The 15,258-nt window shown below is 74.1% G+C and carries 13 protein-coding genes; 6 read left to right on the top strand and 7 right to left on the bottom strand.

What is annotated here, in order from left to right; translation table 11 throughout:
* Nucleotides 1-98: 98 nt before the first annotated feature.
* From BLW85_RS28170 to BLW85_RS28160, 4 genes are all read left to right on the top strand, one after another.
* The gene (locus BLW85_RS28170) at nucleotides 99-1,700 is read left to right on the top strand and encodes an FAD-dependent monooxygenase (RefSeq protein WP_074993634.1); all 1,602 of its coding nucleotides are present in this window, start codon (nucleotides 99-101) and stop codon (nucleotides 1,698-1,700) included.
* A 186-nt stretch (nucleotides 1,701-1,886) separates the two neighbouring features.
* Entirely contained in the window at nucleotides 1,887-1,934 is a 48-nt protein-coding gene (locus BLW85_RS40945; protein WP_309506048.1) for a hypothetical protein, read from the top strand.
* 71 nt (nucleotides 1,935-2,005) lie between these two features.
* Entirely contained in the window at nucleotides 2,006-2,563 is a 558-nt protein-coding gene (locus tag BLW85_RS28165) for a cupin domain-containing protein (RefSeq protein ID WP_070026006.1), read from the top strand.
* Nucleotides 2,560-2,973 carry a rhodanese-like domain-containing protein gene (locus BLW85_RS28160; RefSeq protein ID WP_239697894.1) on the top strand — a complete coding sequence of 138 codons (414 nt, stop codon included), beginning with the start codon at nucleotides 2,560-2,562 and terminating at the stop codon, nucleotides 2,971-2,973. Before BLW85_RS28165 ends, BLW85_RS28160 begins: the two co-directional genes overlap by 4 nt.
* 112 nt (nucleotides 2,974-3,085) lie before the next feature.
* On the opposite strand, the gene recX is transcribed toward BLW85_RS28160, so the two are convergent.
* The 4 genes from recX to BLW85_RS28140 form a co-directional block, all read right to left on the bottom strand.
* The gene (gene recX, locus BLW85_RS28155; protein ID WP_074993632.1) at nucleotides 3,086-3,895 is read right to left on the bottom strand and encodes a recombination regulator RecX; all 810 of its coding nucleotides are present in this window, start codon (nucleotides 3,893-3,895) and stop codon (nucleotides 3,086-3,088) included.
* A 2-nt stretch (nucleotides 3,896-3,897) separates the two neighbouring features.
* A complete protein-coding gene (gene recA / locus BLW85_RS28150; RefSeq protein ID WP_070026008.1) occupies nucleotides 3,898-5,013 on the bottom strand; it encodes a recombinase RecA in 1,116 nt (371 codons plus the stop codon).
* Nucleotides 5,014-5,411: 398 nt separating this feature from the next.
* On the bottom strand, nucleotides 5,412-6,638 hold the full coding sequence (locus tag BLW85_RS28145) for an AI-2E family transporter (RefSeq protein WP_074993629.1): 1,227 nt from the start codon (nucleotides 6,636-6,638) through the stop codon (nucleotides 5,412-5,414).
* Between the two features lie 150 nt (nucleotides 6,639-6,788).
* On the bottom strand, nucleotides 6,789-6,983 hold the full coding sequence (locus BLW85_RS28140; RefSeq protein ID WP_070026009.1) for a DUF3046 domain-containing protein: 195 nt from the start codon (nucleotides 6,981-6,983) through the stop codon (nucleotides 6,789-6,791).
* Nucleotides 6,984-7,063: 80 nt separating this feature from the next.
* On the opposite strand from BLW85_RS28140, the gene BLW85_RS28135 reads away from it, so the two are divergent.
* Nucleotides 7,064-8,008, top strand: coding sequence for a hypothetical protein (locus BLW85_RS28135; protein ID WP_208624910.1), 945 nt, complete (start codon nucleotides 7,064-7,066; stop codon nucleotides 8,006-8,008).
* 55 nt (nucleotides 8,009-8,063) lie between these two features.
* Here the strand turns inward: BLW85_RS28135 and BLW85_RS28130 are convergent, their stop codons facing one another.
* From BLW85_RS28130 to BLW85_RS28120, 3 genes are read right to left on the bottom strand one after another with little or no spacing between them, the layout of a single operon-like run.
* Complete coding sequence (locus BLW85_RS28130; protein ID WP_070026011.1) at nucleotides 8,064-8,372, bottom strand: AzlD domain-containing protein; 309 nt, start codon at nucleotides 8,370-8,372, stop codon at nucleotides 8,064-8,066.
* Nucleotides 8,369-9,118 (bottom strand): AzlC family ABC transporter permease, encoded by a 750-nt coding sequence (locus BLW85_RS28125; RefSeq protein ID WP_074993627.1) that lies wholly within the window; start codon nucleotides 9,116-9,118, stop codon nucleotides 8,369-8,371. The genes BLW85_RS28130 and BLW85_RS28125 overlap by 4 nt, the downstream gene beginning before the upstream one ends.
* 22 nt (nucleotides 9,119-9,140) lie before the next feature.
* The gene (locus BLW85_RS28120) at nucleotides 9,141-10,028 is read right to left on the bottom strand and encodes an AraC family transcriptional regulator (RefSeq protein WP_074993625.1); all 888 of its coding nucleotides are present in this window, start codon (nucleotides 10,026-10,028) and stop codon (nucleotides 9,141-9,143) included.
* A gap of 232 nt (nucleotides 10,029-10,260) precedes the next feature.
* Here BLW85_RS28120 and BLW85_RS28115 point away from each other — a divergent pair, with 232 nt between their 5' ends.
* Nucleotides 10,261-15,222, top strand: a complete 4,962-nt coding sequence (locus BLW85_RS28115) for an ATP-dependent helicase (RefSeq protein ID WP_074993623.1) — start codon at nucleotides 10,261-10,263, stop codon at nucleotides 15,220-15,222.
* Nucleotides 15,223-15,258: the final 36 nt, after the last annotated feature.

The following is a 15,258-nucleotide window of genomic DNA, read 5'->3' as shown; positions in this document are numbered from 1 at the left end:
CCAATGGGTTGCATACGTTCTGTGATCGTGCACCCGGCCTCACCTTGCTGTTCACCCACCGCCGTCGAGGCATCGCCGCGGACGGGGGGCGCCGCGCCGTGGACCCGGTGATCATCGTCGGAGCGGGGCCCGTCGGGCTCACGCTCGCCCTGGCGCTGGCCCGCCAGGAGGTGCCGTCCGTCGTCCTGGACGAGGGTCCGGGCAAGGAGGAGGCCCGCCCGGCGCGCACCGCCGTGCTCTTCGAGGACACGGCCGCCCTGCTGACGCGGCTGACCGGTGCCGATCTCGCGTTGCACGGGGTGCGCTGGACCGGCTGGCGGTCGCTGCGGCGCAAGCAGGTGGTGAGCGAGATCGCCTTCGCCGAGGACGAGCCCGCGCCGCTGCACATCGCCCAGCATGTGATCACCGAGCTGCTGCGGGCTGCCGCGGCCGGGGAACCGCTGGTGGAGATCGCCACGGACAGCCGCGTGGACTCGATCGAGCAGGAACCCTCCGGTGTCACCGCGCACACCCGTGGCCCCAAGGGCACCTGGTGGCGCGGCAGTTACCTGGTGGGCTGCGACGGCACCCGGTCCACCGTGCGCAAACTTCAGGACATTCGCTTCCCCGGCCGTACGGCGGTGGAGCGGTACGCGGTCGCCGCGCTGCGCACGGAACTCCCGTGGCAGCACGAGGCGTTGCTCCACCGGTCGCCGCCCTGGCGGTCGTCCGGGCCGTTCGCCGGGGAGGTGACCGCCCGCCCCCTCCCCGACGGAGTGTGGCGCCTGGACTGGCTGCTGCCGGCGGGCAAGGACCTGGTCACCCCCGAACTCCTCGTGACCCGGATCCGCGAGACCCTCGCGGGCTGGACCGACGGCTCCACACCGCCGTACGACCTGCTCGACACCGGCGTCCACACGGTGCACCACCGGCTGGCCCGGCGGTGGCGCGACGGCCGTGTCTTCCTCACCGGGGACGCGGCGCACCTGCTCGGCGCGCTGGGCACCCAGGGCCTGGACGAAGGGCTGCGGGACGCCGACAACCTCGCCTGGAAGCTGGCTTCCGCCTGGCACCACGGGCCGCACGAGAGGCTGCTCGACAGCTACCAGGCCGAGCGGCGCGCCGCGGTCGCCGCCCGGCTGCGCGCCGCCGACCAGGCGCTGCCGGCGCTGCGCGGCGGTGGCGGGCTGCGCCACATCGTGCCGGTGAAGGCCCGCAACCAGGACACACTGCTCGCCGACGGCCACTTGGGGCGGGGAACGCTCGGCGCGCCGGGGGCGTACACCGGCTCCCCGCTCACGCCCCATGGCCTGGAGGGCGAGATCCCCGTCGACACCCCACGCGGCGCGCCGGTGGCCGATGTGCGGGTCACGGCGGAGGACGGCTCCTTCGTCCGGCTGCGTGACCGCCTCGGCCACGGCGCCCTCCTCGTCGTCCTGGTCGCCCCGGGCACCGGCGTCTGGGACCGCAAACACTGGGTGTCCGCCGGGGTGATGCCCCGTCTCGCCGCGGCCGTCACCGCCCTTCCGCACCCCGCGGAACTCCTGGTCGCCGAGAACTACCCGGGCGCCCCCGCCCACAGCGTCCTGCTGGTGCGCCCCGACGGCCACCTGGTCACCGCGCTGAGCGGAGTGCGCCCGGCCGACCTGTACGCGGCGGCCGAGGCCACGGTGGGCGGGCCCATGGCGGAGGAGGCGCAGGCGGAGGCCGGGGTGCGGTGAGCACCGACTCCCGGGCGTGCGGGCCGTGTTGCGCCGGGGCCCGCCGCACCGCGGGCCCCCTGCCGCGCTTCCGTGAGCCCCGTCACGCTCTGTCCACATGGTGACGGTCGGTTGACCGGCCCCCGGTGGCGTGCTGTACTCCCGATCGTGACCGACACCTGTGTGCGCCTGTGGCGGAGGGTCCATATGGACCTCGTCCGCTATGCGGGCTGCGTGTGTCGGCCGTCCTGCTGAATTCGCCTCCCCTTTTTTCTTCCGGGCGCCGTCGTGCGCCCGTTCCGCGAACCCTCTTCAGGACGGTGCACGTGTCCCTCCCGTCTCCTTCGACGTCTCCTTCCGCGTCCGCTGCCCCCGCTTCGGCGCCCGCCTCCGCGCCCACGCAGGCGGACCTCCTCGACTTCGTGCGACGCACGGCGGCCGACGCCGAACTGCTCGCCTCCCTCCCGCTCGACCCCGAGGGCCGCACCTGGGTGCGGCTGGCGGGCCCCGGCGGCAGCGAGGCGTGGCTGATCGGCTGGCCTCCCGGCAGCGGCACCGGCTGGCACGACCACGCCGAATCGGTCGGCGCCTTCCTCACCGCCTCGGGCGAGCTCAAGGAGAACGCGCTCGCCGCCCGGCTGCCCACCGACGGCTGGAAGACCCTGGAACTCGCCGAGGGCGTGGACCGCGAACGGCGGATGCCCGCCGGACAGGGCCGCGCCTTCGGCCGCCACCATGTGCACGAGGTGCTCAACGAGTCCCCCGACCGACACGCCGTCTCCGTGCACGCCTACTACCCGCCCCTCCCCCGCATCCGTCGTTACAGTCGCTCCGGCCAGGTGCTGCGCCTGGAGCAGGTCGAACGCCCGGAGGACTGGCAGTGAGCCCCACCCCATCCCCGCACCCGCTCGGCATCGACGAGCTGCTGGAGCGGGTGCGCACCGGCTACCGGCGCGTCGAGGCGCGGGAGGCGTACGACGCGGCGCGCGCCGGCGAGGCGCTGCTGGTCGACATCCGGTACGCGGCCCTGCGCGAGCGGGACGGTCTGATCCCCGGGGCCCTCGTGATCGAGCGCAACGAACTGGAGTGGCGCCTCGATCCCCGGGGCAGTCACCGTCTCCCGGAGGCCACCGGCCACGATCTGCGCGTCGTGCTGGTCTGCAACGAGGGCTACGCCTCCTCGCTCGCCGCCGCCTCCCTCCACCAGCTCGGCCTCCATCGGGCCACCGACCTGGTCGGCGGCTTCCAGTCCTGGCGCGCGGCCGGTCTGCCGGTGGAGCCGGCGGGGGTCTGAGCGCTGCTCCGTCACCGTTGCCGCCGTCACCGCCGGGACACTGCGGTGCCCCGGTGCCCCGGCCGGGGGTCAACTCCCCGGCGGGTCGCCCTGTCCGCCCGGCCCGCCCTTGTCACAGGTCGGGCTCGCCCAGGAAGTCGGTGTCCTCGCCCTCTTCCTCCAGCGCCCGGCGGACGATGCGCAGGGACATCCCCTCCGGGTATCCCTTGCGGGCGAGCATGCCGGCGAGGCGGCGGATGCGCTTGTCGCGGTCGAGGCCCCGGGTGGCGCGCAGCTTGCGGGCGACGAGTTCCCGGGCGGTCGCCTCCTCCTGGTCGGAGTCGAGCTGCCCGACGGCCTCGTCGATCAGCGTCGAGTCGACCCCCTTGGTGCGCAGTTCCCGGGCGAGGGCGCGCCGGGCGAGCCCCCGGCCGTGGTGACGGGACTCCACCCAGGCGTCCGCGAACGCGCCGTCGTCGATCAGCCCGACCTCCTCGAACCGCGACAGCACCTCCTCGGCCACGTCCTCGGGGATCTCCCGCTTGCGCAGGGCGTCCGCGAGCTGTTTACGGGTGCGCGGGGTCCCGGTGAGCAGGCGCAGGCAGATCGCCCGTGCCCGCTCGGCCGGGTCCCCGGAAGACTCCCCCCGCTCGGCCCTCGACGAGGAAGGGGCGCCTTCGTCCTCACCACCGGGCGGGTCCCCGAAGCCGCGCCGGCGGCGCCCCCGCCTGCCCCGGGAGCCGGGATCGGTCGGGCCGCCCCCGTGCGGCTCGCCGCTCCCGTCGCCCGGCCGGGTGCCGTCCCCGTGTCCGTCGTGTCCGCCGGTCGCGTACGCGTCGTCGTCACCGCCCGGGGCGAAGGCCGGGTGGTCCCCGGTGCCCCTCCCCCGTGGGGCACCGGGGGTGGCGTACTCGTACTCGGCCCAGTCGGTTCGTCGTGTCACGGTCAGCTCTTGGCAGCGGCGGCCTTGGGCTTGGCGGCCTTGGCGGCCGTCTTGGCGGTGTCCTCGGCCGACGGGACGGTGGCCGCGGCGTCCGCGACGGGCTCGGCCGACGGCTCCTCCGGCCGGACACCCACGCCCAGCTTCTCCTTGATCTTCTTCTCGATCTCGTTGGCCAGGTCGGGGTTGTCCTTGAGGAAGTTGCGCGCGTTCTCCTTGCCCTGGCCGAGCTGGTCGCCCTCGTACGTGTACCAGGCGCCGGCCTTGCGCACGAAGCCGTGCTCCACGCCCATGTCGATCAGGCCGCCCTCGCGGCTGATGCCCTGGCCGTAGAGGATGTCGAACTCGGCCTGCTTGAAGGGCGGCGCGACCTTGTTCTTGACGACCTTGCAGCGGGTGCGGTTGCCGACCGCCTCCGTGCCGTCCTTCAGGGTCTCGATGCGGCGGATGTCGATGCGCACCGAGGCGTAGAACTTCAGCGCCCGGCCACCGGTCGTGGTCTCCGGCGAGCCGAACATGACACCGATCTTCTCGCGGAGCTGGTTGATGAAGATGGCGGTGGTCTTGGACTGGTTGAGCGCGCTGGTGATCTTCCGCAGCGCCTGGCTCATCAGCCGGGCCTGGAGACCCACGTGGCTGTCGCCCATCTCGCCCTCGATCTCCGCGCGCGGCACGAGCGCGGCGACGGAGTCGATGACGATCAGATCGAGCGCGCCGGAGCGGACCAGCATGTCCACGATCTCCAGCGCCTGCTCGCCGTTGTCCGGCTGGGACAGGATCAGGTTGTCGATGTCGACGCCGAGCTTGCGCGCGTACTCGGGGTCGAGGGCGTGCTCCGCGTCCACGAACGCGACCTGGCCGCCCGCCTTCTGCGCGTTCGCCACGGCGTGCAGGGTCAGGGTCGTCTTACCGGAGGACTCCGGTCCGTAGATCTCGACGACACGGCCGCGGGGCAGGCCGCCGACGCCGAGCGCCACGTCCAGCGCGGTCGAGCCGGTCGAGATGACCTCGATGGGCTCCTTCGACCGCTCGCCCATGCGCATGACCGCGCCCTTGCCGAATTGCCGTTCAATCTGTGCGAGCGCGGCGTCGAGCGCCTTCTCGCGGTCGGTTCCTGCCATGGGTTCCACCCGGTTTGCTTGAGTCGATCGCTTCACGTCAAAGACGCTAACGCCTGCCACTGACAACGCGCCCCGACGTCGGCCCGGCCTGTGGATAACTGGGGTGCGTATCCACCCAAACCATGACCAAATCTCCCGCTCACGGTCCTGCCGGAGCCTTCATAAGAATGGATGTTCGATTTTCGTGTCAAGCGACACACCGCCCGGCGGACCGCTGGTGACGGAAGCGCGCGGCCTCCCCCGAGACACGGCGCGGACGGACGGATGCCCATGCAACGGCGGACTCGAAACGGCAGTCGGTCCGGAACGTGTCGACGCATGTCGACGCCCTTGAGCGTCAGCGTTCCGGAGGTCGGGGCGCCCGGACTTCGGCGGCACGGGAACCCACGCGCGGGACGTCACCGCCGCGTGCGGGCCGCCCTGATCCGCGCGAGCATCCCGGGGCCGGCCGGGGTGCGGACGCGGTGGCCGTTCACCCGGGGGTCGTCGGTGACGTCGTACCGCTTCACATAGGCGCCCAGGAACGCCTGGAGGGTGGCCACCGCGGGGATGGCGATCAGCGCGCCGACGGCGCCGAGCAGGGCCGTGCCGACGATGACCGAGCCGAAGGCGACGGCCGGATGGATGTCGACGCTCTTGGCGGTCAGCTTGGGCTGGAGCATGTAGTTCTCGAACTGCTGGTAGATCACGACGAAGACCAGCACCCACACCGCGTACCAGGGCGCGACGGTGAACGCGATCAGCATCGGCAGCGCGCCCGCGAGGTAGGTGCCGATGGTGGGGACGAACTGCGAGACCAGTCCCACCCAGACGCCGAGTACGGGCGCGTACGGCACGCCGAGGGCCTGGAGCAGGATGTAGTGCGCGATCCCGGAGACGAGCGCCATCAGGCCGCGCGAGTAGAGGTAGCCGCCCGTCTTGTCGACGGCTATCTCCCAGGCGCGCAGCACCTCGGCCTGGCGGGCCGGCGGCAGCACGGAGCACAGCGCACGGCGCAGCCGGGGCCCGTCGGCGGCGAAGTAGAACGAGAACAGCGCGACGGTCAGCATCTGGAAGAGCCCGCCGAGCACCTGCTGGGAGACGTCGAGCACACCGGCCGCGCTGTTCTGCGCGTACTTGCGCAGCCAGTCGGAGCGCAGCACCCCCTCCTGGACGTCGACCCGCTTGAGGTTGGTGCGGAAGGTCGCGTTGGTCCAGTGGATGAGGGAGTCCAGGTAGTCCGGGAAGCCCTCGATCATCTTGATGATCTGCCCGGCCAGCATCGAGCCGAGCAGGGTGACGAATCCCGCGGCGGCGACGGTCAGCAGGAAGAAGACCAGGAAGGTGGCGAGCCCTCTGCGCATGCCGCGGGCGGCCATCCGGCTCACCGCGGGTTCGACCGCCAGGGCCAGGAAGAACGCGATCAGGATGTTGATCAGCAGTCCGGTGAGCTGGTGGAAGGCCCAGGTGCCCAGCTGGAAGGCGGCGATCAGCGCGAGCGCGAGCACCATGGCGCGCGGCAGCCAGCGCGGCATGCGACCCTCCCGCGCGCCGGCCCCGGGGGCCGGTGGCCGGTCGGTCCCCGGCGTAGCGGCCGGGATCGCGGGCCGGGTCGGCTGCTCGATGTCCTCGTCAGTGCGTGCCACCCGCCAAGTCTCGCCCACACCGCCGACAAACGGCGCCCACCTGCGGTTTTCGTGACCGTACGGTGCCGTAGCGTCGACCTCACAACGGACTTTCCAGACACTTCACCCGAGATCGGTCGGCTTCGGTGCCGTTCCCTCGGTGCCGTTCCCTCAGCGCCGCTCCGCCGGCACGTCCATCACGGTGCACACCACTCGCCACACGTCCTTGGCCGCCCAGCCGGCGTCCAGAGCCTCGTTCACCGTGCGCCCGCCCAGCTCCGTCATCACGTGGTCGCGCGCGAACGTGTCGGCGTACCCGGGACCGAAGTGCTCCGCCATCCGCTGCCAGAAGACCGTCAACCGCATGAATCCAGTATCCCGCCCCTGAGAGTGGGGCCCGCCCGGGACCGCTTGCCAAGACCGCTTTCCGCCCTACGGTCTGACGCATGGCCGATACCGGAGCTTCCCCACTCCCCTCCGCGCCCCCGGCGCGCTCCCCGCTCTTCAGCGCCGAGCAGTTCGTGTGGCTCACCGCGCGCGTGCTGGAGCAGCGGTTGTTCGCGTACCACTTCCTGCGCGGCGCGCCGGACGCGGTGGAGGCGGCGCTGGACGCCTATCGCAACGAGGACGGCGGGTACGGGCACGCCCTGGAGCCCGACCTGCGCGGTCCCGTGAGCCAGCCCCTGCACACCGCGCACGCGCTGCGCGTGCTGGACGCCGTCGGGCGCTGCGGCGGACAGCGGGTGGAGCGTGTGTGCCGCTATCTGACCTCCGTCTCCACGGCGGACGGCGCGCTGCCCGCGGTCCACCCGAGCCAGCGCGGATATCCGGCGGCGCCGTTCGTCCCGGTCGTCGACGACCCGCCCAGCGATCTGCTGGCCACCGGCCCGGTGGTGGGGCTGCTGCACCGCAACGAGGTCTGGCACGCCTGGCTGTTCCGGGCCACCGACTTCTGCTGGCAGGCCGTGGAGAACCTGGAGAAGTCGCATCCTTACGAGGTGCAGGCCGCCGTGGCCTTCCTGGACTGCGTTCCCGACCGCCCGCGGGCGCAGGCCGCCGCGGACCGGCTGGGCCGCCTGGTGCGCGAGCAGCGGCTCGTCGCACTGGACCCGGACCGGCTCGACGCCTGCCCGGTGGCCCCCGGTTACGCCCCGGGGGAGCACCACTTCCCGCACGACTTCGCCAGGAGCCCCGCCTCGCTCGCGCGCGCGTGGTTCACCGACGAGGAGATGGCGCGCTCCCTGGACCACCTGGCCGCCGAGCAGCGGTCGGACGGCGGCTGGCCCGTCCGCTGGCGCCGCTGGGCACCGGTTCCCGCGCTCGAGGCACGCCCCATGGTGACGATCGAGGCGCTGCGCACCCTGAGGGCGTACGGCCGCTTCGTGGGCTGATCCGCTCCGAACCGCGGCTGCCCCCCTGACCCCTCCTCTCGGGGCCGCACGCCGCTCAGCCGCCGAGGGCCCGTACGCCCGCCGTCACGAGTACGGCCGCCGCGACGACCACCAGGAACGGCGCGCGCAGCACCAGGGCCACGGCGGCCGCCCCGAGCCCCGCGGCCCGGGCGTCCAGCACCAGCGCGTGCCCCTGGGCGAACGTCTGCTGCGCGGTGAGCGCGGCCAGGAGGGCGACGGGCAGCAGGGCAGCGAGCCGCCGCACGAGGGGCCGTTCGATGACATGGGCCGGCACCAGCAGACCCGCGAGCTTGACGGCGTAGCAGCCGAGCACGGTCAGGCCGATCGCGATCCAGGTGTTCACCGGGCCTCCGCCTCCTCGGGCGCGTCCCCGGGGCCGCGGCCCGCGCGCCGTCCCGACACGAACAGGGCGAGCGGCGCGGCCAGCGCCGCCACCAGGACCGGTACGCCGGCCGGCAGCACGGGCAGCAGGCCGAGGCCGAGCAGCACCGCGAGGCCCGCGACCGCGCGCTCGGTCGCCGTCGTCAGCATCGGCGCGAGCAGGGCCAGGAACACGGCCGGTCCGGCCGCATCCAGCCCCCACGCGCGCGTGTCGCCGATCGCCTTGGCGCCCAGGGCGCCGAGCAGGGTGGTGAGGTTCCACAGCACGTACAGGGCGAGCCCGGTGACCGTGAAGCCGATCCGGGCGGCCCGCCGGGTGGGCTGCGCCAGGGTGACCGCCGTGGTCTCGTCGATCACCCACTGGGCGGCGAGGGGCCGCACCGCGCGCGGGAGCGCGAGCAACTGGGACAGGCGCAGCCCGTAGAAGGCGTTGCGGACGCCCAGGAAGAAGGCCCCGGCCGCGGCGGTGTAGGGGTTGCCTCCGGCGGCGAGGGCGCCGACCAGGGCGAACTGGGAGGCGCCGGTGAAGACCAGGAGGCTCAGCGCGCAGGTCTGCAGGAGCCCTAGTCCGCTGCCGGCCGAGGTCACCCCGAAGGCGAACCCGGACAGGCCCACGGCGATGCCGACGCCGAGGGCGTCTCGTACGACGGCGGCGTCGGGCTTGGCCGAGCCGCCGGATATGTCCACTGTTGCCGTCTGCTGTGCCACACGGGGACCGTATGTTCGAACGTCAGTCCCGGTCTTGTACGTTCTTGCGCTCGCGCTGGTAGGCGCCCGGGGGGACGCCGACGATGCGGGCGAAGTGCCGGTTGAGGTGCGGCTGGTCGGTGAAGCCGACGGCGACGGCCGCCTCGGCCGGCCGGACCCCCTCGTCCAGCAGCAGCCGTGCGCGCCGCACCCGGGCGTCGGTCAGCCAGGTGTGCGGCGGCATGCCGTAGGTCTCGCGAAATGCCCGCAGGAGTGCGAACGGGCTGGTGCCGAGGTCGGCGGCCAACCGCTCCAAGGTCGGCGGCCCGGCCATGTGCTCCTCCAGCACGGCACGCGCGCGGGCCGCGATCCCGGCCCCTGCCGTGCGCGGCCGCCGCTCGGGCAGCGGGTCGCCGTTCAGCCGCAGCAGCCGGGTCACAGCGATCCGCAGCAGGGTGTCGGCGGCCAGCGCGTTGCCCTGCTCGGCGGCGCGCAGCACCTGGTGGACGAGGCGGGCGGCGGCGGGGTCGTCGAGGACGGGACTGACGAAGCCCGGGGTGCCGCGCAGGGTCGTGGTCTCCGCCGCTATCGCCGCCACCACCTCGGGCGAGGGGTAGACCGCGCCGTACCGCCAGCCCTCGGGCACCCCGGCCCGGCCGGTGTGCGGGGTGTCCGGGTTGACCAGCGCGAGGGCCCCCGCGCCCGCGGACACGTCGGAGCCGCCGTGGTGGAACACCTCGACGCCGTCGGCGATGGCGGCGATCACGAAGTTCTCGTGGGTGTGCCGGACGAAGGTCTTGTGGACGTACCGAGCACGCAGCAGGTCCACGCCGGGCAGTTCCTCGTAGCGCCAGTGCCGCGCCCGCTCCACCGCCTGCCGCTCCCGCTCGCGGGGCGGCCGGTCATGCCGCGCTCCGGCCGTTCCTGCCATGGGGCCATTCTCCGTCCGGCCGTTCCCGTTCCGCGTCCCGCGGCCCGCGGCCATTCTCCGTCCGGCCGGTCCCGTTCCGCGTCCCGCGGCCCGCGGCCATTCTCCGTCCGGCCGGTCCCGCCCCCACGGCCGTTTTCCGTCCCGCCGGCCGCCCCACTCCCCGCCCGCCCGGCGGGATGGGGCATTTGCCCAGGTCAGCCCGATTGTCAGTGGTCGGGTGCAGGATGGACGCATGGTCAGCTCAGCACATCGGGCCCTCGACGGCTTCTCCCCCGCGACCCGCGGCTGGTTCACGGGGGCGTTCTCCGCGCCCACCGCGGCCCAGGCGGGCGCGTGGCAGGCCATCCAGGCCGGCTCGGATGTGCTGGTGGTGGCGCCGACCGGCTCCGGCAAGACGCTGGCCGCATTCCTCGCCGCCCTGGACCAGCTGGCCTCGACCCCGCCCCCGGCCGACCCCAGGAAGCGCTGCCGGGTGCTGTACGTCTCACCGCTCAAGGCCCTCGCGGTCGACGTCGAGCGCAATCTGCGCAGCCCGCTGACCGGTATCCGCCAGGAGTCCGTCCGGCTGGGGCTGCCCGAGCCCGAGATCAAGGTCGGCATCCGCTCCGGCGACACCCCGGCCGCCGAGCGCCGCGCCCTGTCCACCCGCCCGCCGGACATCCTGATCACCACCCCCGAATCGCTCTTCCTGATGCTCACCTCGGCCACCCGCGACGCGCTCACGGGCGTGGAGACGGTGATCCTGGACGAGGTGCACGCGGTCGCGGGCACCAAGCGCGGCGCGCACCTCGCGCTCTCCCTGGAGCGCCTGGACGAACTGCTGCCGAAGCCCGCCCGGCGGATCGGCCTGTCGGCGACCGTGCGCCCGGTGGACGAGGTGGCGCGCTACCTCTCGCCGCACCGCAAGGTGGAGATCGTCCAGCCGGAGTCCGGCAAGGAGTTCGACCTCTCGGTGGTCGTCCCGGTCGAGGACATGGGCGAACTGGGCGGCTCCCCCGCCACCGACGCGGCCGAGGGCGGCGAGCGGCCGTCGATCTGGCCGCAGGTCGAGGAGCGGATCGCCGACCTGGTGCAGTCGCACCGCTCCACCATCGTCTTCGCCAACTCCCGGCGCCTGGCCGAGCGGCTGTGCAACCGGCTCAACGAGATCGCCTACGAGCGCGCGACCGGCGAGCCGCTGGCCGAGCACCACGCGCCGGCCCAGCTGATGGGCGGCTCGGGCGCGGCCCAGGGCGCACCCCCGGTGATCGCCCGCGCCCACCACGGCTCGGTGTCCAAGGAGCAGCGCGCGCTGGTCGAGGAGGACCTGAAGGCGGGCCGGCTGCCCGCGGTGGTCGCCACCTCCAGCCTGGAGCTGGGCATCGACATGGGCGCGGTCGATCTCGTCGTCCAGGTGGAGTCCCCGCCCTCGGTCGCCTCCGGGCTCCAGCGCGTGGGCCGCGCCGGGCACCAGGTGGGCGCCGTCTCCACCGGTGTGGTCTTCCCCAAGTACCGGGGCGACCTGGTACAGGCGGCGGTGGTCACCGAGCGGATGCGCACGGGCGCCATCGAGTCCCTGAAGGTGCCCGCGAACCCGCTGGACGTGCTCGCCCAGCAGCTCGTGGCGATGACGGCGCTGGACACCTGGCAGTTCGACGACCTGCTGGCCGTGGTGCGCCGCGCGGCTCCCTTCGCCTCCCTCCCCGAGTCGGCGTTCACGGCGGTCCTGGACATGCTCGCCGGGCGCTACCCGTCGGACGCGTTCGCCGAACTGCGCCCGCGGGTGGTGTGGGACCGGGTGGCCGGCACCATCACCGGCCGGCCCGGCGCCCAACGGCTGGCCGTCACCTCCGGCGGCATCATCCCGGACCGGGGCCTGTTCGGGGTCTTCCTCGCCGGCAGCGACCCCAAGAAGGGCGGCGGCCGGGTCGGCGAGCTGGACGAGGAGATGGTCTACGAGTCCCGTGTGGGCGACGTCTTCACACTGGGCACCAGCTCTTGGCGCATCGAGGACATCACCCGCGACCGGGTGCTGGTCTCGCCCGCGCCGGGCGTGCCGGGCCGGCTGCCGTTCTGGAAGGGCGACCAGCTGGGCCGCCCGCTCGAACTGGGCCGCGCGGTCGGCGCGTTCCTGCGCGAGGTCGGCTCGCTGCCCAAGGACGACGCCCGGCTGCGGCTGCTCACCGCGGGCCTGGACGCATGGGCGGCGGACAACGTGCTGTCCTACCTGGAGGAGCAGCGCGAGGCCTGCGGCCACGTCCCGGACGACCGCACGATCGTGGTGGAGCGCTTCCGTGACGAGCTGGGCGACTGGCGGGTGGTCGTCCACTCCCCCTTCGGCGCCCAGGTGCACGCGCCCTGGGCCCTCGCGCTCGGTGCCCGGCTGTCCGAGCGGTACGGCATGGACGCGCAGGTCATGCACGCCGACGACGGCATCGTGCTGCGCCTGCCCGACGCCGATCTGATGAGCCTGGACCTGCTCGACCACGACCCCATGAGGGCGGGCAGCGAGTACGACAGCGAGCAGGCGCCCGTGGGCGCGGCGGACGTCGCCTTCGACAAGGGCGAGGTCGACCAGGTCGTCACCGACCAGGTCGGCGGCTCGGCCCTGTTCGCCTCCCGGTTCCGCGAGTGCGCCGCGCGCGCCCTGCTGCTACCGCGCCGCAACCCGGGCAAGCGCACCCCGCTGTGGCAGCAGCGCCAGCGGGCTGCCCAACTGCTCCAGGTGGCGAGCGAGTTCGGCTCGTTCCCGATCGTGCTGGAGGCCGTCCGCGAATGCCTCCAGGACGTCTTCGACGTCCCCGGGCTGGCCGAGCTGATGGGCGACATCGAGTCCCGCAAGGTGCGCCTGGTCGAGGTCACCACCCCGGAGCCGTCCCCGTTCGCCCGCTCCCTGCTGTTCGGTTACGTCGCCCAGTTCCTGTACGAGGGCGACTCCCCGCTGGCCGAGCGCCGGGCCGCCGCGTTGTCCCTGGACTCCCGGCTGCTGGCCGAGCTGCTGGGCCAGGCGGAGCTGCGCGAGCTGCTCGACGCCGATGTGCTGACCGAGCTGGAGCGCGAACTCCAGTGGCTGACCGACGACCGCCGGGTCAAGGACGTGGAGGGCGTCGCCGACGTGCTGCGGCTGCTCGGGCCGCTCACCGAGGCCGAGCTGGTCGCGCGCGGCGCCGATCCGCACTGGGTGCGGGAGCTGGCCGGGGCCCGCCGGGCGATCAAGGTCCGGATCTCCGGCGCCGACCACTGGGCGGCGATCGAGGACGCGGGCCGGCTGCGCGACGCGCTCGGCACCGCGCTGCCCGTCGGCGTCCCCGAGGCCTTCACCGAGCCGGTCAAGGACCCCCTGGGCGACCTCCTCGCGCGCTACGCCCGTACGCACGGCCCGTTCACCTCGGCCACCGCGGCCGACCGTTTCGGCCTGGGCGTGGCGATCACCGACGGCGCCCTCCAGCGGCTCGCCGCGAGCGGCCGGGTGGTGCAGGGCGAGTTCCATCCCGCGGGCATCGGCCAGGAGTGGTGTGACGCGACCGTGCTGCGGCGGCTGCGCCGCCGCTCCCTGGCGGCCCTGCGGCACGAGCTGGAACCCGTGCCGCCCGCCGCGCTCGCCCAGTTCCTGCCCCAGTGGCAGCACATCGGCAAGGGGCACGGCCTGCGGGGCATCGACGGACTGGTCCGCGCCGTCGAGCAGTTGCAGGGCGCCTCCGTGCCCGCCTCCGCGCTGGAGAAACTGGTCCTGCCGTCCCGCGTGGCCCACTACACCCCGTCGATGCTGGACGAGTTGACCGCGGCCGGCGAGGTGGTCTGGGCCGGCGCGGGCGCGCTGCCCGGCAAGGACGGCTGGGTCTGCCTCTATCTGGCGGACGCGGCACCGCTGTTGCTCCCGCCCCCGCACCCGCTGGAGCTGACCGCGCTCCACCAGTCCGTCCTGGACGCGCTGTCCGGCGGCTACGGCCTGTTCTTCCGGCAGATCGCCGACCAGGTCCGCGCCACCACCCACCCCGACGCCACGGACCCCCAACTCGCCGACGCCCTCTGGGACCTGGCCTGGTCGGGCCGGCTCACCAACGACACACTGGCGCCGATGCGCGCCCTGCTGGGCTCGGGCCGTACGGCGGGTTCGACCGCCCACCGCGCCAAGCGCTCCGTGCCGCGCGGGCGTTACGGCTCCCTGACGGCCGCCGCCCGCACCGCCTCCCGTACCGGCCCGCCGACCGTCGCGGGGCGTTGGTCGCTGCTGCCCGTCGCCGAGCCCGACGCCACCGTGCGCGCGCACGCGCTGGCCCGCACCCTGCTGGACCGACACGGCGTGGTGACCCGGGGAGCCGTCGCCGCGGAGGGCGTCGAGGGTGGCTTCTCGGCGGTCTACCGGGTGCTGTCCGCCTTCGAGGAGAGCGGCCAGGCCAGGCGCGGTTACGTGGTCGAGGGGCTGGGCGCGGCCCAGTTCGCCATGGACGGCGCGGTGGACCGGCTGCGCGCGGTGGCCAACGCCCGCGACCGGGGCGAGGCCGCGCTGCCCGCCCCGGCCCCGCCTCACGGCTTCACCCCCGCCGATCCGGACGGCTTCCCCGGTACCGACGGCGATCCCCACGGCCACACGCCGTCCGGCGCCGAGGGCGGCTTCGCCCACCCGGGTCCCGACGACGGCTTCGCCTGGCCCCCGGCCGGCCTCCCGCCCACCGCGCCCAATGAGTACGTCTCGTCCCGCGACCTCCCCGACCCCTTCTCCGCCCCCGGCTACGGCGGCCCCCGGGGCGGCGGGGCCACCGGTTACGGCGCGGCCCCGCTCGGGGGGTACGGCGAGCAGCGCACCCGGGGCCGTTCCCCCGTCCCGCGAGCCGTGGTGCTCGCCGCCGCCGACCCGGCGAACGCCTACGGCGCGGCCCTGCCCTGGCCCGAGCCGCCGACCGGGGCCGGGCACAAGCCGGGCCGCAAGGCGGGCTCCCTGGTCGTCCTGGTGGAGGGCGAGCTGACCCTGTACATGGAGCGCGGCGGCAAGACGCTCCTAGCCTGGCCCGTCGCCCCCGACACTGCGGCCGCGGACGACCCCCGGCTGCGCACGGCCGCCGAGGCCCTCGCCGAGGCCGCCCGCGCCGGCTCCCTCGGCACGGTCACGGTCGAGCGGATCAACGGCACCCCAGCCCTGACCTCCCCGACCGGCTCCCTCCTGGAAGGAGCGGGCTTCGTGGCCACGCCGCGCGGCCTGCGCCTGAGAGCGTGACCCCGGTCCCCGCGGCCCGCCGCCCTGCCGCCCCGC

Origin of the sequence: Streptomyces misionensis (assembly GCF_900104815.1) — a bacterium.
Classification (GTDB): domain Bacteria; phylum Actinomycetota; class Actinomycetes; order Streptomycetales; family Streptomycetaceae; genus Streptomyces; species Streptomyces misionensis.
This window is presented reverse-complemented; position numbering and strand designations above follow the sequence as displayed.